17 protein-coding genes are annotated in these 19037 nt (G+C 34.5%); 6 read left to right on the top strand and 11 right to left on the bottom strand.

Annotation, left to right across the window (positions count from 1 at the left end):
- Positions 1-11: 11 nt before the first annotated feature.
- From JJL45_RS07325 to JJL45_RS07300, 6 genes are all read right to left on the bottom strand, one after another.
- Positions 12-1634 (bottom strand): alanine/glycine:cation symporter family protein, encoded by a 1623-nt coding sequence (locus JJL45_RS07325; protein ID WP_202664361.1) that lies wholly within the window; start codon positions 1632-1634, stop codon positions 12-14.
- Positions 1635-1740: 106 nt separating this feature from the next.
- Entirely contained in the window at positions 1741-2760 is a 1020-nt protein-coding gene (locus JJL45_RS07320; protein ID WP_068603066.1) for a potassium channel family protein, read from the bottom strand.
- A gap of 3 nt (positions 2761-2763) precedes the next feature.
- On the bottom strand, positions 2764-2991 hold the full coding sequence (locus JJL45_RS07315) for a PspC domain-containing protein (RefSeq protein ID WP_067148820.1): 228 nt from the start codon (positions 2989-2991) through the stop codon (positions 2764-2766).
- Positions 2992-3026: 35 nt separating this feature from the next.
- A complete protein-coding gene (locus JJL45_RS07310; RefSeq protein ID WP_068603067.1) occupies positions 3027-4298 on the bottom strand; it encodes a DUF2851 family protein in 1272 nt (423 codons plus the stop codon).
- A gap of 238 nt (positions 4299-4536) precedes the next feature.
- Positions 4537-4893: a type II toxin-antitoxin system HigA family antitoxin gene (locus JJL45_RS07305; protein WP_068603068.1), complete on the bottom strand. Its 357-nt coding sequence runs from the start codon at positions 4891-4893 to the stop codon at positions 4537-4539.
- Between the two features lie 2 nt (positions 4894-4895).
- Positions 4896-5189, bottom strand: a complete 294-nt coding sequence (locus JJL45_RS07300; RefSeq protein ID WP_068603069.1) for a type II toxin-antitoxin system HigB family toxin — start codon at positions 5187-5189, stop codon at positions 4896-4898.
- A gap of 158 nt (positions 5190-5347) precedes the next feature.
- On the opposite strand from JJL45_RS07300, the gene JJL45_RS07295 reads away from it, so the two are divergent.
- Entirely contained in the window at positions 5348-5743 is a 396-nt protein-coding gene (locus tag JJL45_RS07295) for a DUF2721 domain-containing protein (RefSeq protein WP_068603070.1), read from the top strand.
- Positions 5744-5750: 7 nt separating this feature from the next.
- Here the strand turns inward: JJL45_RS07295 and JJL45_RS07290 are convergent, their stop codons facing one another.
- A complete protein-coding gene (locus tag JJL45_RS07290; protein WP_067148829.1) occupies positions 5751-6986 on the bottom strand; it encodes an ABC transporter permease in 1236 nt (411 codons plus the stop codon).
- Positions 6987-6994: 8 nt separating this feature from the next.
- Here JJL45_RS07290 and JJL45_RS07285 point away from each other — a divergent pair, with 8 nt between their 5' ends.
- Positions 6995-8245, top strand: a complete 1251-nt coding sequence (locus JJL45_RS07285) for an exo-beta-N-acetylmuramidase NamZ domain-containing protein (RefSeq protein WP_068603071.1) — start codon at positions 6995-6997, stop codon at positions 8243-8245.
- Between the two features lie 33 nt (positions 8246-8278).
- On the opposite strand, the gene JJL45_RS07280 is transcribed toward JJL45_RS07285, so the two are convergent.
- Entirely contained in the window at positions 8279-8770 is a 492-nt protein-coding gene (locus JJL45_RS07280) for a YkgJ family cysteine cluster protein (protein WP_068603072.1), read from the bottom strand.
- A 375-nt stretch (positions 8771-9145) separates the two neighbouring features.
- On the opposite strand from JJL45_RS07280, the gene JJL45_RS07275 reads away from it, so the two are divergent.
- Positions 9146-9844, top strand: a complete 699-nt coding sequence (locus JJL45_RS07275; RefSeq protein WP_068603073.1) for a class I SAM-dependent methyltransferase — start codon at positions 9146-9148, stop codon at positions 9842-9844.
- 153 nt (positions 9845-9997) lie between these two features.
- Here the strand turns inward: JJL45_RS07275 and JJL45_RS07270 are convergent, their stop codons facing one another.
- Together JJL45_RS07270 and JJL45_RS07265 are read right to left on the bottom strand one after the other, a co-directional pair.
- The gene (locus JJL45_RS07270; protein WP_068603074.1) at positions 9998-11725 is read right to left on the bottom strand and encodes a TonB-dependent receptor; all 1728 of its coding nucleotides are present in this window, start codon (positions 11723-11725) and stop codon (positions 9998-10000) included.
- Between the two features lie 27 nt (positions 11726-11752).
- Entirely contained in the window at positions 11753-14773 is a 3021-nt protein-coding gene (locus JJL45_RS07265; protein ID WP_068603075.1) for a tetratricopeptide repeat protein, read from the bottom strand.
- 188 nt (positions 14774-14961) lie between these two features.
- Here JJL45_RS07265 and JJL45_RS07260 point away from each other — a divergent pair, with 188 nt between their 5' ends.
- Genes JJL45_RS07260 through JJL45_RS07250 form a run of 3 tightly spaced genes read left to right on the top strand, consistent with a single transcriptional unit; the run spans position 14962 to position 17935 of the window.
- On the top strand, positions 14962-15645 hold the full coding sequence (locus JJL45_RS07260) for a cell division ATP-binding protein FtsE (RefSeq protein ID WP_068603076.1): 684 nt from the start codon (positions 14962-14964) through the stop codon (positions 15643-15645).
- Between the two features lie 42 nt (positions 15646-15687).
- Positions 15688-16998 carry a hypothetical protein gene (locus tag JJL45_RS07255; RefSeq protein ID WP_068603077.1) on the top strand — a complete coding sequence of 437 codons (1311 nt, stop codon included), beginning with the start codon at positions 15688-15690 and terminating at the stop codon, positions 16996-16998.
- Between the two features lies 1 nt (position 16999).
- The gene (locus tag JJL45_RS07250) at positions 17000-17935 is read left to right on the top strand and encodes a glycosyltransferase family 2 protein (RefSeq protein ID WP_202664360.1); all 936 of its coding nucleotides are present in this window, start codon (positions 17000-17002) and stop codon (positions 17933-17935) included.
- Here the strand turns inward: JJL45_RS07250 and JJL45_RS07245 are convergent.
- Positions 17932-19026 carry a glycosyltransferase gene (locus tag JJL45_RS07245; protein ID WP_068603079.1) on the bottom strand — a complete coding sequence of 365 codons (1095 nt, stop codon included), beginning with the start codon at positions 19024-19026 and terminating at the stop codon, positions 17932-17934. The two genes, JJL45_RS07250 and JJL45_RS07245, sit on opposite strands and share 4 nt — an antisense overlap.
- Positions 19027-19037 lie beyond the last annotated feature (11 nt).

Below are 19037 nucleotides of genomic sequence, written 5' to 3'. Positions count from 1 at the left end.
TTATTTTAAGACTACATATGTTTTGTAAGATCTTCGGCCCCTTCTTCCAAGGCATCTTTCTTCAAATTGATTGCATTCATATATTTTTCCAGCTCCTTACGAATTACTGGCGATAAGATAACCACACCAATAATATTAGGGACAACCATGGCAAAAATCATGGCATCAGAGAAATCAATTACGGCACCTAGGCTAATTGACGATCCTACAACTACAAAAAACAAGAACAATATTTTGTAAACTAAATCACTTACTTTTCCTTTTCCGAATAAAAATACCCAACCCTGCATACCGTAATACGACCATGAAATCATGGTTGAAAATGCAAATAATATTACAGCAATGATAAGTACAATAGAGAAGTGAGGTATCACCGTGTCAAAAGCCACAGCTGTTAATTCTACACCTTCCTTAATTGGCACACCATATTCCATAAAGCCTCCATCAAAGTTCGTAATCACAATTACTAAAGCGGTCATAGTACAAATAACAACAGTATCTACAAAAGGCTCTAAAAGCGCTACAATACCTTCACTAGCAGCATATTTTGTTCTAACGGCTGAGTGCGCGATAGCAGCACTACCAACACCTGCCTCATTAGAGAAAGCGCCACGTCGTATACCTTGAATCATAACCCCGACAAGACCACCAGCAATACCTAAACCAGAAAAAGCACCATGGTAAATTAAACTAAAGGCATCATCGATCAAGCTCCAGTTAGCCACTAAAATAATTAAGGAAGCCAATACGTAAATTCCAGCCATAAAAGGTACAATTTTCTCGGTTACCTTAGCTATTCTTTTAATTCCTCCAATAATTACTACGGCAACAATAATAGCCATAACAAAACCAAAATACATTCCTGCATCTTCATTCTCGAAGTTAAAAAGTTTGGTAAATTGAGCTGCTGCTTGATTGGCTTGGAACATGTTTCCTCCACCAAAAGATCCACCAATAACGAATATGGCGAATAGTACGGCAAGCACCTTACCAAAACCTTTCATGCCTTTTTCTTGGAAACCTTTGGTTAGATAATACATAGGACCGCCGTAAACCGTTCCGTCTTTACCAACATCTCTATATTTAACACCCAGTGTACACTCGGCAAACTTTGAAGCCATTCCTAATAAACCAGCTAGAATCATCCAGAATGTTGCTCCTGGTCCTCCAATAGATAAGGCAACAGCTACACCAGCAATGTTTCCAAGACCTACAGTTGCAGAAAGTGCTGCGGTTAAAGCCTGAAAATGTGATACTTCACCATGTGCACTATCGTCTCTTAAGGTTTCGATAATATTTTCATCCTCATTAGGTGTTTGATCCCCATATAAAGTATCGGCTCCATGTTTCTCAATATCTTCATATTTACCTTGAACAACTTGAATAGCTTTTCTAAACCCTGTAAAGTTTATAAATTTAAAATAAATGGTGAAAAAAATCGCTCCACCCATTAAAACAATTAAAACCCAAGGTATTTGATAAGTTTCAGAAAATGGAATTTCATAAAAAATCGCCTCTACAAACCATCCTGTGTAGTCTTTAAAAATACGATCTACTTGTTGTGAGGTTGATTCTTGGGCAAAAATTAAAATTGGTGAGATTAATGTGAAAACTGAAAGAAGATATTTCTTCATAAGGTAGTAATTATAACTTATTTTTGTGGTTTTTGTTTTAAAAGCAAGCAAGATGGTAAAAAAAAATGGTTTTTTAAAACCACAGCTGTTAAAAATGCAATGCGTGCTATGTAATATTGTATACCGAATTTAATAAAGCTATTTGATCTGGGCGTCCTAAAAAAATCACTTTAGAATTTGGAACCAATATCAAATCGGCCTCTGGATTTACAATATATTCTCCTTTTTCACTTTTAAATCCGATTACAGTACATCCTGTTTTTCGTCGCACATCCAGTTCTTTTATACTTTTTAGGTTTTGTGTATCGTACAATTTTTCAACAGGCACTTCTTCGACATTAATATCAGACTTTCCTACGATAGATAGGTTATCGATAAACTCCATTAGCCCGGGCACCACGACTAAGGACGCCATATGGTCGCCGCCAATTTTATCAGGAAGAATCACATTATTTGCTCCGGCAAACTTTAATTTATCGTAAGACGACTCGTTTGAAGCACGACTTATTATATTTATAGTGCTATTTAATTGTCTTGCAGAAAGCACCACAAACAAGTTATCGGCATCGTTGGGTAATGCTGAAATAAAACTCGAAGCACGATTTACCCCTGCCGCATTTAAAACTTCATCTTCATTGGCATTTCCAATCACATACGGCACCTCATCCAATTGAAGACGTTCTTCTAATTCTTTATTTTTTTCGATAACAACAAACTGCTTTTTATGCGCCATTAGTTTTCTGGCCGCTTGCTTTCCATTACGACCATAACCACATATAACAATATGTTCATTAAAACTATCAATCATTTTTTGCATCCTTTTGTGTTTTAATTCTTCAACATCGTTTTTACTTAAAATAAATTCGGTAATAATAGAAACAGCGTAACCTAAAATTACAACACTAGCTAAAATTAAAAAAATGGTGAAAATTTTAGACTCATCATCCAGCGGCATCACCTCACTAAAGCCTACAGTTGTCATGGTAATAACCGACATATATAAGGCGTCTATCCAGCTATAATTGGAGATAAAACGATATCCAAAAACGCCAATTAACAAGATAATGACAAGCAATAAAAGCGCCTTGTATATCCTAACTCTAAAAAATCGATTTACTAAATTCATAAATTATAAATCAAAAACAGATGAACGTTTCGTATAAATGAGATCTTTAATACGAATCCAAAAAGCTAGAAACAGATATAAGGCAAAGCCAAAACCTAGCGTTACGAAGGTAAGATACATGAAAGAAGTGCGTACCACTTTAGCTCGAATCCCGAGTTTATCGGCTATACGTTGGCACACGTAGTATCCACGTTTCTGAAAAAACAATAGCAATTTATAAATATTGTTCATGCCGCAATTTAAAACATCCTGCTATCCTTTAAAAGTTATTTGCTTAAAAGTTGATGTCCAACAGCACACTTTAAACACAAATGTTTGTCGCAATACGCTGTTTTAAGTTGAATTAGCGCTTGGGAGTCCAAAGCCGATTTTGATACACGTTTCAAATTATTAAAAGCTTTTATAACACTATTATGCTCTGAAGGGATTTGATGAGCCATGACCATAATCTTCGAAGCATTTTCATCGCCACAGTGTTTGGCGTATAAAAATTTAATAGGTAAAATGGTATTGATTAATAACAAATTAATAAAACCCCGGCTTAGCGCTTTCGCGGAAGAATGAGATGTCTTTTGAAAAGTATAATGGGATTTCCAATAATCTGAAGTTTCCACGAGAAAAATATCATAAAACTCATTGAGGCTCGATGAAGCCATAACTTTTGAAAACAAATTTTGATGTTTATGATACAAGCTTGCTAGCTGTGATAATCTAATCGTTGGGAAGTTTAATGGGCGTAACCTAAAAAATTGAACCGGTAAAACGTGTTGGTTTTCCAAGTTGAATTTTTGTTTCAAAAACTGATATTCCCGAACCAAACTTACATGATAAGCATCTTCAACTTGATTTTCCAATAAACCTGCTTGTCCAAAAAGCAGTGCTTCTAAAGTATTTTGATTGCTTAGCGTTTTACGCACTACCGAAAAATCTACCGACTGCCCCAAACTCATAAACGCTTCTCCGTTAACCTTAAGTCCGAAATTCTTAGCCAACATTTGAAACAACACCGCTTCCCAATCATTTTTAGAAGCTTCAAGAAGCTGTGTGATGGTTTTTGATTTACGTTCCAAACGCTCAAAAAACAAACGCTCTAACCAATTTTCTAAAATAAAATCATCAACCGAACTGAAATCATTTTCACATTTTATCCAATGCTTTTGCTTTGAAAATAGCGCTTGGTACTTGTTAATCATTTCTGAAGTCACATAACTTCTAAGTTCTAAAGTAGGAATGCACGTATTGTCCTTTCTATAAATATCGGTGTCGTGTTCCCAAACCACATGGAGAATGACATTATCATAAACAGGATCTTGCTCGTGGTTATGTACATACCAATCGGATGACTTTACATGCACCTCAACATTACCAGCCCAAACCTGTTCGTCAATTTTCAGTTTAGCATTAAAAAAGTCTGGTCCAGAATTGAAATTATGAGTCCCAACTGAGGAGATAATCACAGGTAAACCTTGGGTGGTTTTCAATTGTGTGATTTGGAATTTTTTATACTTCCATATGTAGTGTAGAAAATCTTCATTCATTCAATAAATATAAAAATTCCTACAAAAATAAAATGATTTATTTTTAGCTATATGAAATTATCAGGCCGCTGCCTTTACAGCACTAGATTCAAGAAGGTAATATTAACTGTTTATCATATGATTTATGCAGTAAATAGGCGTGTGAAATAGCGGAAAATCTGAATAAATCTGTAAAAGCCGTCGTTAACAAGCTTGGACTAGGTAAATAATTATACGTCGAGCGACGCCTAGTTTTATTTTAATAATCTTGAACTAACACTTCCGTAGGAATATGTAGTGTTTCATTAAGTTTTCTAATCATGCCTAATGTGAGCTTACGCTTTTTATTTAAAATTTCGCTAACTCTACTTTTAAACCCGACAACTTCGGCTAAATCCTTTTGTTTCATCCCCATCTGTTCCATTCGGAATTTAATGGCCTCAATTGGGTCTGGCATTCCAATTGGAAAGTTCAGATTTTCATATCTATCAATTAAGATGGAAAGGATTTCCAGTTCATCTCCTTGATCCGTTCCTTTTTTAGCATCAAAAATCTCTTCAAGTCTGTTTAGAGCATTTTGATAGTCCATTTCATTTCTTATTGGTGCTATTTTCATTATCAGATATTATTAGCGTCTATTTTGTCGTATTCAGCGTGGGTTCCTATGAATCTTATCCAGCAAATTTGGTACTCAAAGTTAAATTTTACAATCAACCGGTAGTTATTCCCTTTAATGTTGTAAACAATTCTGTTATCTTTTAAAATACTGGCACTTGGATAATCATTTTTTAGTTCATTAATATTTTTCCATTCTGTATTTTCAGTTTCTCTAAACCAAGATTTTAATTGCTCTTCACAGTCTGCGTGTTTTTCCCAAAAATCTCGTAAAGTTCGCTTCGAAATAACTCTCACATTATACTTATTTATCACAAATATAACAAAAAGTTCCCAAAATGGTATTGTTTATTCTCAACTTATTATCACCTCGCCAATTAACGCAGTCCCCTAACTTATTAATGCATTTCAATTAAAAACAAAGTAGGTTTAGTAAATTTGTAAAAAATCTATTTATGCACGGACTTGACTTATCTACACCTGCGCTATTATTTTCGGCGATTTCCTTAATTATGTTAGCTTACACCAACCGTTTCTTAGCCTATGCTGCGGTAGTTAGAGACCTACATGCTAAATACCTTAAAAATCCAGACGAGCGGTATATCAAACAAATTAAAAACATAAAAAGACGTCTTTACCTAACACGCGCTATGCAAATTGCAGGTATTTCTAGTTTATTGTTATGTGTGCTTACCATGTTTTTAATATACATAGAACAAGGCATGCTTGCCGTTTGGGTATTTGGATTTGCTTTGGTTTTGCTTATTGTTTCCTTAGGCTTATTAATTATGGAGATTCAAATTTCGGTAAAAGCCTTAGAGCATCATATCTCTGATATTGAAAACAGTTAATCGGACTTTACTGAAAACGCATCGCCTTAACCGGCGAAATTTTGGTAATGATGTAAGATGGTAAAAGCAGCATAAGTAAACACAAAACTAGTGTTCCTATATTTAGAATTAGAATATAACCTAAACTGATATAAACAGGCGCTTCGGTAACATAGTACACACTAGGATCTAGATGTAAAAGCTTCAAATATTTTTGAGCAAAAAGGAGTCCGAGTCCAATAACATTACCCCAGAACAAGCCCAAAAGAATTAAATAGGACGCATTGTATAAAAACAATTTACGAACGCTCCAGTTATTACTGCCTAATGCTTTTAAAAGACCAATCATTTGGGTACGTTCAAGAATTAAAACCAACAACGCGGTTATCATATTAATGCCAGCGATTAAAATCATAATACCAATAATTCCGTAAATATTCTTATCAAATATTTTTATCCATTCAAAAACAGAATAGTAACGATCTTTGATACTTTCAGTGTTTAAAGTTGATGGGGTATTTTCATAAATTTCGCGAGCTTTTTCATCTAATTGATTGTAATCTTCCAAAAAGACTTCAAAATTCCCGATTTGATCGTTTTTCCATCGGTTTATACGTTGAATGTGTCTTAAATCCCCAAAAATATACTGCGCATCCAATTCCTGAAATCCAGAATTATAAACGCCAACAATATTAAAAGTAATGATATTGGGTAACTTTTCAGGATCTTCTTTCGCAAAAACCATTTGCATTTTATCGCCCACCTTAAAATGGAGGCGGTTGGCTAAGTAGGAAGAAATTAAAATATCCTCGTTACGCTTTTGTGTATAATCTGGTAAACGACCTTCAACCAGAAACTCTTTAAAATAGCGCCAGTCATAATCGGCTCCCACCCCTTTTAGAAAAGCAGCTTCAAAATCATTTTCCGTACGAATCACGCCAAATTTAGAGGCTACAGCTTGAATGTGTTTCACACCTTCCACCGACTTAAACTCCGGATAAAAATCGGTATTTGAAGAAATAGGATGCAAGCTTTCATGAGAATGATTACTGTCAAAATTAGAAATGGTAACATGCCCATTAAAGGCCACCACCTTATCACGTATTTTTTGTTGCAAACCAATTCCTGTAGCAATAGCAATCATCATAACGATAATACCAATAGCAATTGCAGCAATACCAATTTTTATTATTGGCGCCGAAACGCTACTTTTATACGCTTTACTACCAATAATACGTTTAGCTAAAAAAAATTCGTAATTCAATTTATATCATGAAGTTTAATATTTTCAAAAATACAGTTTTATTATTTGTTTTAGCAATCATTTCTTGCGCGTCTAAAGCGAAAAATGAAAATGTTGAAAATTTAGTCCATAATAATACCACAGATGAAGTCACTCAAAAAGCTTCTAAGAAGGCTGAAATTATAGTAGGCGCCAATCAAACAGAAAACTACCTGCCTTTATTACATGGAAAAAAGATTGGTATCGTAGCTAATCAAACTTCGGTGATATTCAAAAAGGATCAAACCTATACACATCTTGTTGATTCGCTTCTTACATTAGAAGTTGATATTCGAAAAGTTTTTGCTCCAGAACACGGCTTTAGAGGACAAGCTGATGCAGGAGAAGTGGTAAAAGATGGCATCGACACCAAAACGAAACTACCTATAGTTTCCCTTTACGGAAAAAACAAAAAACCTTCGGCCGAACAACTTAAAGGTTTAGACCTCGTGATTTTTGACATTCAGGATGTTGGAACCCGTTTTTACACCTACATTTCTTCCTTACATTATGTTATGGAAGCCTGTGCCGAACAACATATCCCTATGCTCATTTTAGACCGTCCAAACCCGAACGGAAGGTATATTGACGGACCTATTTTAGAAAAAAAGAACACCAGTTTTGTTGGCATGCATCCCATTCCGGTGGTTCATGGAATGACTATTGGAGAATACGCTAAAATGATAAATGGTGAAAAATGGTTAGCTGGCGAAATAAGTTGTGAACTCACCGTGATTCCAGTAAAAAATTACAACCGCAAGTTAAACTACAGTCTCCCTATAAAACCGAGTCCGAATTTACCCAATGACCAATCCATAAACTTATACCCTAGTTTGTGCTTTTTTGAGGGTACTAACTTAAATGCCGGTCGTGGCACCAATAAGCAATTTCAAATATTTGGGAGTCCGTTTTTAAACCCATCGGTTTTTAACTACCAATATACTCCAGTAGCCAATGAGGGTGCGAAATATCCAAAACATCAAAATAAATTATGCTACGGAAGGGATTTATCTGAAGAAAAACAACTAGCCCACCTAAACCTTTCATGGCTTATAGAGGCTTATCAAAACACAAAAAACAAAGCAGATTTTTTCAATAACTTTTTCATCAAATTATCAGGCACTTCAAAATTACAGGAGCAAATTGAATCGGGTGTAAGTGCGGAAGCTATCAAAGCTTCGTGGCAAAGTGGCTTGGAAGCTTTTAGAAAAACACGTGAAAAATATTTAATTTATAAATAGACACCCGAATAATGGACATCTAGGTATTTAGATTCAACCGATCCGTTTTTTCATGGCTTCAACGATATTATAAGCTGCGGGACAAATACTCACATTTTTTAAAGTTAGATTTGAAATCTGCTGAAACTTTTTTCTGTCGGTATGCGGAAATTCACGACAAGCTTTAGGTCGCACATCGTAAATAGAACAGTAGTTATCGGCTCCCAAAAATGTACAAGGCACGCTTTGCAAAACGTAGTCGTTCTCTTCGTCGATTCGCAAATATTGATCTATAAATTGCTGGGGTTTCAACCTAAAAGATTTTGCTATGCGCTCAATATCTTTATCTGTAAAGAGCGGCCCCGTGGTTTTACAGCAGTTAGCACATTCTAAACAATCGGTTTTTTCAAAGGCATCTTCATGCAACTCCTGCATGATATAGTCTAAATTTTTAGGCGGTTTCTTTTTAAGCTTAGCGAAGAATTTTTTATTCTCGTTATGCTTATCTTTGGCCTGCTTTGGAAGGTTGTTTATAATGTCCTGCATGGTGCAAAAATAATCCTTTTGATGATTAGATGAAATATTACACCGAGTTTCACAGTGAATTTCATAGAGAAACACAGAGTTCTGATGTTAAGATAATATTTTTAACTCTGTACATCTCAGTGCGCCTCTGGGTAGCTCAGTGTAAAAACAATAGTTATTTAGGACAACCCTATATTGTAAATTTGTATTACAAAAATGAAATTATTACACAGAGGTTCTCAAAGAATTACACAGAGAAACACGGAGTTCTGGTGTTTAGGTGATATTTTTATCTCAGCCGCCTATGTGTGACTCAGTGTAAAAGAAAAAATATTTAGTCATGACATCGGTGAGAATGTTTTCGCTTTCGCGGAAATAAAAAAAGAAATTTACTTTATGAAAGACCTTTTCGGAAAAGCTTTATTAGACTATCAAAACGGGAACTACACCGAAGACCTCATCACCTCAACCCATATTTCTGATGAGGACAGTTTACCACTACCCTATTTATTCCGCGATTATAAAAACATGCCCAAACTGGAACAAGAAGCTTTAAAACTAAGCAAAGGCAAAGTTCTAGACGTTGGCTGCGGTGCTGGAAGTCATAGTTTATATTTACAAAACAAAGGACTAAAGGTTAAAGCTATTGATGTTTCACAAGGCGCTATAGCAGTCTCTAAATTACGAGGTGTTACACATACCGAAAACAAAGGCCTTTTAGAAGAAACTGAACAATTCGATACCATTTTATTACTCATGAATGGCACGGGGATTTTTCAAGAAACCGCTAAAATTTCACAATACTTACAGCATTTAAAAAGTCTTTTAAAGGCAAACGGACAAATTCTTATCGATTCTTCCGACATAAAATACATGTATGAAGATGAAGATGGCGGTTTTTGGATGGATATGAATGCTGGTTATTATGGCGAACTTGACTATTTCCTTTCATACAAAAATGAAAAAGAAGTCCCGATGAAGTGGTTATATCTCGATTTTGACACTTTAAAACTAGCTTGTGATACAGTAGATTTAAAGTGTGAACTGGTTCTTGAAGGCGAACATTATGACTATTTAGCGCGTTTAACTTTGTAACCTTGTAACTAACTTCTCGACTCCGCTCGAAGACCGTAGGTACAAGCTCTGTGAAGCTCGGCGTTACAACTTCACAACTCTACAACTTTGAAACTTTGAAACTTTGAGTCTTTGAGTCTTTGAGTCTTTGTAACTTTACACCCCTACAACCTCTTATATCCCAAACTTATACGTGGCGCCACCAAGAATTTGTAATCCTTGAACCTGGTAGGTCTGCCATCTATCGTAACTGTTATTTGTTAGGTTATTGGCTTTTATAAAAATGGTTAATTGGTCGTTTACATGATAACCACCATGAATATTAACATCTAAATACCCGCCCACATCAACGGTTTGTTCGTCTGGATCTGAATCTAAACTTCGAGCATCTTTACGTTGTCCCATAAAGAACATATTAAGCCCGGCGAACCAATGTTCATCAATTTGATAATCTGCAAATAGGGATCCGCTTAAATTAGGTAAATTCCAAGCCTCGGCTTCAGTATCAGAATCATAAAGAAAATAATCGGCTTTCACACCCAATTTCACGTTGTCATGCACCACGGCATCCAAGGCTCCTGAAAGTCCGAAACTCGTCACATCGTCATAAACAACACCGAAGGAATTTCCGTATTCATAATCATACACCCCCGAAATATCTTTGATACGGTTGGCTTTAAAAAGCGCTTTGTTTTTATCTGAAATATAGTGTCCGCTAACATCATAATTAACATTATTGGATAACTTCCCTTTTATACCAACAAAAGCATTATAAGCCTGATTGGTTGGAGTGATCTCCAATGTAGGTGAGACAAACGGATTTTCATTAGCAAAATCGCGGTACGTATTCTGGTTTAAACCACCTGTTACACCACCATAAGCCACTAACAACTGATTTACGATACCATAGGATGCCAAAATATTGGGGTAAAAATAGAATTTACTCTCACTGTTTTGCATATCATTAAAATAGGTAACCGCCACCCCAAGATTGAAAGTAAAATCAGACTCCTTGAGTTCGAAAGTCGGTGTTGCTGTCACTTGAAAATTACTAAACTCATACAGCTCATCGATATCATACGTCCTATCAAAATCACCGCTTAAATAATCAAATTTAAAAGGAATAGAAATTTCAGAATAGTTAATAGGAATATCAGCTTGACCCTCTAAAACAACACGACTTTCAGATGAACCTTTGTTATCAAAAAAGCGTTGTATAGTCACATTGGTTTTATTAAAATAAGAATCTTCAAAAGTCACATGACCTCCAAGGTGGGCGTCATAAAAAGAGTGTCCCACATCTAAATAATACACCAAAACATTATCACTTGCAATAGGCTCTGGGATACCATACCAATTATAAAACTGATGCTGAAATCCACCTGCAATACCCCAAGTTAAATCTCTTGATTGGGAATTATAATGCAAATTTATCTTAGAATTAGAAAAACTACTTGGTACAACAGCATCATCAATCCCGCCGTTGGATGAGTGATGACTTAAATACCCTCCAGCACTTTCATAACGACTAATCATATGATTCACGTAAGCTTCTGCCAATACGGTTCTAAAATTCCCACCGCCTAACGAGGCATAATTATCGTATAATTTGGTTCGTTTTTTTCTTTGCAGCAAAGTCGCATTCGCTTTTGAAGGCGTAAATGTTGAAGCTACAGGAATTGAAAAAATATTGTACTGAATCTCCTTTTTAGTATCGGTAGTTTCATCTTCAAGTCTCGGTGTTTCTTTCACTTTAAAAGCGTCAGAAATTGTAGGCACGTAAGGCTTAACAACATCAATCACTCCGGTTTGTAACGTATCGTTTTCTTTTCGTTGAGAAAAACCAACTGTAATGCTTAATAAGAAAACAACTGAAAATATATTTTTTATGTGCTTGCGCATTGGTATCGTTTTACTTTTATAAATAAATTAATCTTCTGAATGAATTGAGGCATTCGTTTTAGCTTCTTCTTCCTTAACTTTTGCTAATTCTTCTGAAGCTTCTATAACAACATCATCAAACTCTGAAAAGTTTTGAATAACACTTTCCAGAATGTAAGTGGCTTGAAAAGCATCCTTTAAAGCATAGAAATTCTTAGCCATAAGCACTAAACCTTTGGCGCTATAATATTTATATCCCGAAAAATCTTTAGCTAATTTTTGAACGGTTTCATTCGAAGATTCAAATTCCCCTTCTGCATTTTTAAAATACGCGTTATAGTATAGAGCTTCGGCAGCTGTTTCGCCTGTGGCTACTTTTTCAACTTTTTGATATGCGGTTTTAGCTTTAGCCTTATCACCTGTTTTCATAGCCGATCGAGCAATAATAATATGCGCATCACTCTGAATTTTAGTATCGGCTTTAGAATTTGCCAAAACTTTTTCTGCATAGGACACGGCTTTCTTATAATCGGCCATTTGATAATAGGCTTTCATCAAATTCGATTGGGCAAAAATAACGTTATGTTGGAATCGTGCTTCTCCCTCTAACCTCAACAACAATGGTGTGGCGCCATCCCAATTTTTATTATTTAACTGGTATTGAGCAAGTTTTGTTAAGGCTTCTTCGGTAAACTGACTAGGAGCTGCGTCTACAACATACTTATAATGTCCAGAAGCATTGTCTGGCAAATTTTGTTTGGAGTACAATTGCGCTACATAAAAATGGGCGTTTAAAGCATTTAGCCCTTTCGGGAATTGTGCCAAATAACCATTAAATTGTTTAATAGCCTTTTCGGTGTTATTGTCTAAATATTGTTTTTCAGCTGCTTCATAAGTAGCATTATCCAAATCGACATCGGTAACCTCTACATAATCTAAGGTTTTTACCCATGTTGCGTATTGATCTACTTCACCCATATCAATGTAAATTAAACGAGCGGTCGATACAGCTTGCACTGCCTCTGGACTACCAGGATATTCGCTGGCTACCTTTTTAAATTTTGTAAGTGCCTTAGCATTATCACTAGCATTGTAATACACCAAACCTTGACGCAGTAAAGCTTTAGGCACGAAAGAACTCATGCGGTACTCGGTACTTAAAGCGTTGTAAGACCCCATGGCTTTATCGACTTGGTTTTCTTTAACATAAGAATTCCCTAGTTCGTACATAGCATCGTCGCGCAGTTTAGACTTCGGATATTCCTTTATAAACTGATCTAAAGCCTGAATCTTTTTGGAAGCATTCCCCATATAACCGATACTCATGGCTCGTTGAAATGCTGGATAATCTGAATTTACTTTATCCAATGAAATCGCCTTGTCGTAAGCAGAAATGGCTTTATCGTAGGATGTAGACACAAAATACGCATCACCCAAACGCAAATAGGCATCGTTGAGTCGCGCGTTATCACTACTAGTTCCAGAAACGAAACGTTTAAAATATTCGGCCGACTGTTCGTATTTCTTCAACTTGAAGTACGTGTAAGCCATATTGTAATCAAGATTATCGACTTCTGGAATCTCTAAACCTTCAGCCTGCTGTTCAAACTGTTTAAAACTAATCAGGGCATCGTCATAATTAGTTAGGTTATAATCCGATTCAGCTTTCCAAAAGGTAGCTCTTGTAGTGTATTTAGGCTCTCTAGGTTCAGACAAAGAGTTTTCAAACATCTCCTTGGCAGCGATAAATTGACCTTCGTCATACAATTCTAAACCGCGATAAAACGCCACTTTTTGGTAAGCCACTTTACTTTCAAAACTGCTTTTACTTTTTAGTAATTTTAAAGCTTCTTTGTAATTTTTAGAAGTAATGTATGAATCGACTAAAAGGGATTCTATTTCTGCAGTATGAGTAGACTTTGGATATTTTTTTAAGTAACCCGTTAAAACCTGTGGAGCCGATTCGTATGGATTCCCGATTTCATAACTAATTTTAGCATAATTTAACCAGGCATCTTCCTGAATTTTCGAATCGAAAGTCATATACGAAGCCGTTCTAAAAGCATTTAGAGCCTCTTGTTTTTTATCTAAATGAATATAACTTTCACCTAAATGGTAATAAGCATTTTGGGTAGTGGGATTATTGCCTTCAACAATTTTATTAAATTCAGAAACCGCATTGGCATAATCTTTTTTCATGTAATAGGCATAGCCCAGTTGGTAAAAGTCAGTGTTCGTCCACTTTCCCTTTTTACCCTCATATGCCTTTAAGTACGGAATAGCTTCGTCGTATTTTTTTAAGTTAAAATAACTTTCGCCTATAATTTTAGAAAGCTCGGATACTTCTTCTGGGGAACTGGAATCTAAGCGTTCTGTAGCCATTTGAATGGCCTTTTCGAAATTACCAAGCTTAAAGTTTAAATCGGCTTGATAATAAGACATTTTTTCCTTGTAGCGTTCTTGATTGCTTACCTGATCGAAATAAGCCGTAGCCTCGTCGTAATCGTCGCCTTGATAAGCCATATGCCCAATATAGTATTTGGCTTGTGAGCCATACTCTTGAGAATTTTCAACTTTGTTAAAATACTTTTTAGCATCGTCGTATTGCTTAGTTAAAAACGCGGTGTATCCTTGATTAAAATAAACACGTTCTTGATCGGCATAACTTAAAGCCTCCTCATCAACTTTAGCATACCATTTTCTGGCATAAGCGTATTTCGCGTTATCGAAGTAATAATTGGCCACATCAACATAAGCGTTGTTGCGCTTACTACTTGTAGGATAGTCTTCTACAAAATCTTCAACCATTTGCTCGGCTTGCTGTTGGTTTAGACGTATGGCGCAATTTGCTGCGTAATAGGCACAATCGGCTTCAACATTCAACTCCTTGGTCGTTTCCTGAACTTCTTGAAAAAGCGCTTGTGCTGCTCCATATACCTGATTATTGTATAACGAAACGGCTTTTTGGTAGTCTGCTAGAGGATTCGTGTAGGTAGCAGATTCTTGCGCTATTATTTGTAAACTAAAAGGTATTGCCACTAATAGGGATACCATATTTTTTTTAGTCATTAATAATTTGGTTTTAATTTAAACTCAAAGATATTTAATACAGCTTTTATAACGCAACAATCTTCGTATAATTATAAACCGATTTATTAAATGATTTAATTTATTGGAAATAAACTATCGTTTTACACGTTTTACAGTTTCACTTTTAAGTTATACATTTACGACACTAAAAATAATCGCGTTATTTCATGTCCAATCCCATTTTACAATTAAAGGACGCCTCTATTTATCAAGGCGAAAACCTCATTCTTTCAGATGTTAATGTTGAAGTTAACAAAGGTGATTTTGTGTATTTAATTGGAAAAACAGGAACTGGTAAAAGTAGTTTTATGAAAACCCTTTATGGCGATTTACCTTTAACAAAAGGTGAGGGACATATTGTAGATTTTGATTTAAAAACACTTAAAGAAAAAGAGATTCCGTTTTTAAGACGAAAGCTAGGCGTTGTCTTCCAAGATTTCAAACTACTTACCGACAGAACTATAAACGACAATCTTACCTTTGTTTTAAAAGCTACAGGCTGGAAAGACAAAAAAGAAATGGCCGAGCGTGTCGAAGAAGTTTTAACGAAGGTAGACATGAAAACCAAAGGCTTTAAATTTCCGCATGAGCTCTCTGGAGGCGAACAACAACGTGTGGCTATAGCCAGAGCTTTGTTAAACAAGCCTGAGCTTATTTTGGCTGACGAGCCTACAGGAAATTTAGATCCGCAAACGAGTATTGAAGTGATGGAAGTACTTCAAGATATTAGCAAAAATGGTAATACTATTTTAATGGCCACTCACGATTATGCTTTGCTTCTAAAATACCCGAGTAAAACTTTAAAATGTGAGGATAATGCCATATTTGAAGTGGTTCAGCGCAAAGGGTAAAACCTAAAAAACAACTTTTAAGTGTATTTTTGATTCAATATTATGAATGTTACTTGTATTGGTTATTTTGATAAACACTCTAGGTTTTATTTAGATATAAGAAAAGAACTTAGAAAAACAAGGAACAATTTAAGCTTTAAAATATTAAGCATCTGTTTTAGTGGTTTTTTGTATAACTTTATTAGGTATCGAAGCTGCCAATGGCCCCCCTTAAAAGTTTGGATACAGGCATCAAAAAATAAAAAAAAATACAAAGAAATCATAAACAAAACCGATGTATATGATGGCATAAATTACAAGAAACTCATCAGCTACCACATCAATTTAAATCAGAATATTTCTGAAACACAATTATTATTACAATGCTTAGCTTATATCGACTTCTTTAAAGCTTATTTCAGAAAACATCAAACTGACACACTAATATTACTTGGAGATTCAAGACTTATAATAGAAACGTGCGTTGCTGTTGCTAAAAAACTAGAAATTAAAATATTTTATGTTGAACAAGGCCCTTTTAACACTACATTTTTTAATGACGTAGGCGCCAATGCTAATGCCGTTATTTCTGAGACACATACCAAAGCAAGCTTCTCTGAGATAAAACAAGAAGTCGATAAACTTATAAGCTCAGTTGCTCCAAAAAAGCAGAAGAGATCATTCATCTATAGAGGGTTTGATTTTATTTTTTCGATTTTGTTTGAAAAAACAAAACTTTACCCTCCCGATTTAAAACATACCGACACCTTCCCTATATTGTTTAAAAGAAAAAAAGAAGAACATGTTATTATTAATCCTAATAACAATATCATACTCCTTATTTTGCAAGTTCCGATGGATGTAAACATGATCTATCATAGTCCATACTTTAATAACCATTTTTCTATTTTAAAATCGGTTCATGAAAATCTCCCCCAAAAAACACAATTAGTTATTAGAGAACACCCCGTCTACAGAGGTAAATATGAAAAAGCATTATACCAATATGCTTCAAAGCATGATATTAAATTTGACAATGCATCTTCTCTTAAAGAAGCTTTAGCGTACTCGAACCTCGTTGTCGTTAATAATTCTACTGTAGGTATTGAAGCTATTAGCTTAAAAAAAAGTGTAGTTGTATTAGGTAAATCTTATTACAACTCTACTAAAATCTGTATTAGTTATACGCCGTCGGAAAACTTAAGTTGGATATTAGAGAAAGGATTAGAGTTCAAGTTAGATGATAAAAATCGTTATTTTTTTCTGTACAACTTAAAGCACAATAATTTGATTCAAGGTACTATAAATGCTAAACACCTAAAGGCTTCAAAAATCATTGCCAAAAAAGTTTTACAAAGGAATAAAATTAATTAATATGGTGAACACACCTCCTTACTTCTCGGTAATTATACCTTTATATAACAAAGAAACCGAATTAAAAAAAACGCTTAACAGTGTTTTAAATCAAACTTTTAGTGATTTTGAAATCATAATTATTAATGACGGCAGTACCGATAACAGTTTATCTGTAGCCCAATCTTTTAATTCTAAAAAGATTAAAATTCACAATCAACCTAATAAAGGTTTATCATTTTCAAGAAATAAAGGTATTCTGTTGGCTAGTGGTAAATTTGTAGCTTTATTAGATGCCGATGACCTTTGGGAAAATAATTATCTTCAAGTAATTTATAACATGACTATTAAACACCCTAACGAATCTATTTTCGCAACGGGGTATAAAGAAAAACGCAATAAAAAAATACTACCTTATTCCAAAAAAAAAAATACTAAACCGGTTATTTTAAAGGATTTTTTTCAGGTGAATTTCAATGCTTTTATTCTTGATCAAAGCAGCTTAGTTTTTAAGCGCTCATTTCTAAGAAATCGCAATTATAATAGCAACATCACTTATAACGAGGATGTGGACTTCTACCTTAACCATTTATATAATCGTTCTATTGTTTTTGCTTTTCAAGGTCTTATGATTAAAAACTACGATTCTGGAAGTCAGCTCTCTGGAGCACCAATTTCTAAGCATATAATTCCGGACTTAGACTATTACCAAGTAAAACATAAAGAATTACCTTCTGCCATAAAGTTCATTGATATACAACGATATAAATACGCTATAAAATACACTTATGAAGGCAATTATTCTTTAAAAGAAGACATCGTAAAAAAAATAAACAAAAGAAATTTATCATATAAACAACGAATTATGTTGTGTTTACCCAAAAACATTTTGATCCAACTTAGGGCATGTAAATTTTTCATCCTAAACCATTTCAAAATAAGACTAACAAGTTACTAGCTTTCAATCAACTCAATCCACTGATTTATAACAGCATTTTCTGAAAATTTTGAAATAGATTTTAATGTATTACCCTTACATTTATCATAATACTTAGTGTCGTACACCATCTTGTTCATTGCTTCAATTAAAGCTTCAAAATTTTGATCTTCAACTAGAATGCCATTTCCTTTATTTACAACCATTTCTGAGGGTCCAGACTTACAGTCAAACGCAACAACTGGAGTTCCTAAAGCTAAACTTTCTAATATAACATTTGGAAAACCTTCAAACTTGCTACTTAATATTAAAAATTTAGCCGAAACCATATACTTATGAACATCAGCAGAATAACCACCAAGATTTACAAAGTCTTCTAACTGATTTTCTTCAATAAGACGTTCCAATTCCCCTCGATCTTTCCCTTCTCCCAAAATAACTAATGAAACACTTTGCTCAACTAGTTTAGACGCTTTATATGCTAGAATTAATTTATCAAACTGTTTTATACTATTATCTAACCTACCAACAGCCAATACAAAAGCACGTTTATTTAAAAATTCCGTTAATTCACTTTTGTTATGTTGTAAAGAAGCCTTATAAAAATTAGGAATACTTAGTAAGTTACTAAAGCTATACAACTCGCCCATACGATTACAAATAACCTTTGAAACACAAACTATAGCTTTTGCTTTTTCGTATTTTTTATAAAAAAAGAGATTTTTAGGTATATGTAAAAAAACATTATGACTTCTAATTGACATAATCATTTTACGCATATCAAATATAAAATTATGAAACAGGAACTCCATTACTATCCTATTTCGCACTCTAAAATCTATATACACATCTGCATCCACCTCTTTAAAATACTTCTTAAACAAGCAAAACTTATCATACTGCTTTTTTATTTTAACAGAAGATTCATTACTCCCTAGATTATACAATACGCCTTGATAATCATATGAAATTTCATCCCGTAAAGCTATAATAGATACGCTATAATTTAATTCATTTAATTTTATTGACAGCAATGCTGCTGCACGCTCTGCGCCACCAACACTTAAACTATCAACGATTAAACAAACTTTCTTTTTGGGATTTTGTTTCATGGGATAAATCT

It is taken from the genome of Tamlana sp. s12 (genome assembly GCF_016767215.1).
GTDB classification, from domain to species: domain Bacteria; phylum Bacteroidota; class Bacteroidia; order Flavobacteriales; family Flavobacteriaceae; genus Pseudotamlana; species Pseudotamlana agarivorans.
This window is presented reverse-complemented; position numbering and strand designations above follow the sequence as displayed.

Excerpts from the sequence above, each read along its gene's own strand:
- JJL45_RS07250 (WP_202664360.1), top strand. The coding sequence starts at position 17,000 with ATGGTGAACACACCTCCTTACTTCTCGGTAATTATACCTTTATATAAC.
- JJL45_RS07270 (WP_068603074.1), bottom strand. The coding sequence starts at position 11,725 with ATGCGCAAGCACATAAAAAATATATTTTCAGTTGTTTTCTTATTAAGC.
- JJL45_RS07275 (WP_068603073.1), top strand. The coding sequence starts at position 9,146 with ATGAAAGACCTTTTCGGAAAAGCTTTATTAGACTATCAAAACGGGAAC.
- JJL45_RS07315 (WP_067148820.1), bottom strand. The coding sequence starts at position 2,991 with ATGAACAATATTTATAAATTGCTATTGTTTTTTCAGAAACGTGGATAC.
- JJL45_RS07285 (WP_068603071.1), top strand. The coding sequence starts at position 6,995 with ATGAAGTTTAATATTTTCAAAAATACAGTTTTATTATTTGTTTTAGCA.
- JJL45_RS07280 (WP_068603072.1), bottom strand. The coding sequence starts at position 8,770 with ATGCAGGACATTATAAACAACCTTCCAAAGCAGGCCAAAGATAAGCAT.
- JJL45_RS07325 (WP_202664361.1), bottom strand. The coding sequence starts at position 1,634 with ATGAAGAAATATCTTCTTTCAGTTTTCACATTAATCTCACCAATTTTA.
- JJL45_RS07320 (WP_068603066.1), bottom strand. The coding sequence starts at position 2,760 with ATGAATTTAGTAAATCGATTTTTTAGAGTTAGGATATACAAGGCGCTT.
- JJL45_RS07265 (WP_068603075.1), bottom strand. The coding sequence starts at position 14,773 with ATGACTAAAAAAAATATGGTATCCCTATTAGTGGCAATACCTTTTAGT.
- JJL45_RS07245 (WP_068603079.1), bottom strand. The coding sequence starts at position 19,026 with ATGAAACAAAATCCCAAAAAGAAAGTTTGTTTAATCGTTGATAGTTTA.
- JJL45_RS07310 (WP_068603067.1), bottom strand. The coding sequence starts at position 4,298 with ATGAATGAAGATTTTCTACACTACATATGGAAGTATAAAAAATTCCAA.
- JJL45_RS07255 (WP_068603077.1), top strand. The coding sequence starts at position 15,688 with ATGAATGTTACTTGTATTGGTTATTTTGATAAACACTCTAGGTTTTAT.
- JJL45_RS07260 (WP_068603076.1), top strand. The coding sequence starts at position 14,962 with ATGTCCAATCCCATTTTACAATTAAAGGACGCCTCTATTTATCAAGGC.
- JJL45_RS07305 (WP_068603068.1), bottom strand. The coding sequence starts at position 4,893 with ATGAAAATAGCACCAATAAGAAATGAAATGGACTATCAAAATGCTCTA.
- JJL45_RS07295 (WP_068603070.1), top strand. The coding sequence starts at position 5,348 with ATGCACGGACTTGACTTATCTACACCTGCGCTATTATTTTCGGCGATT.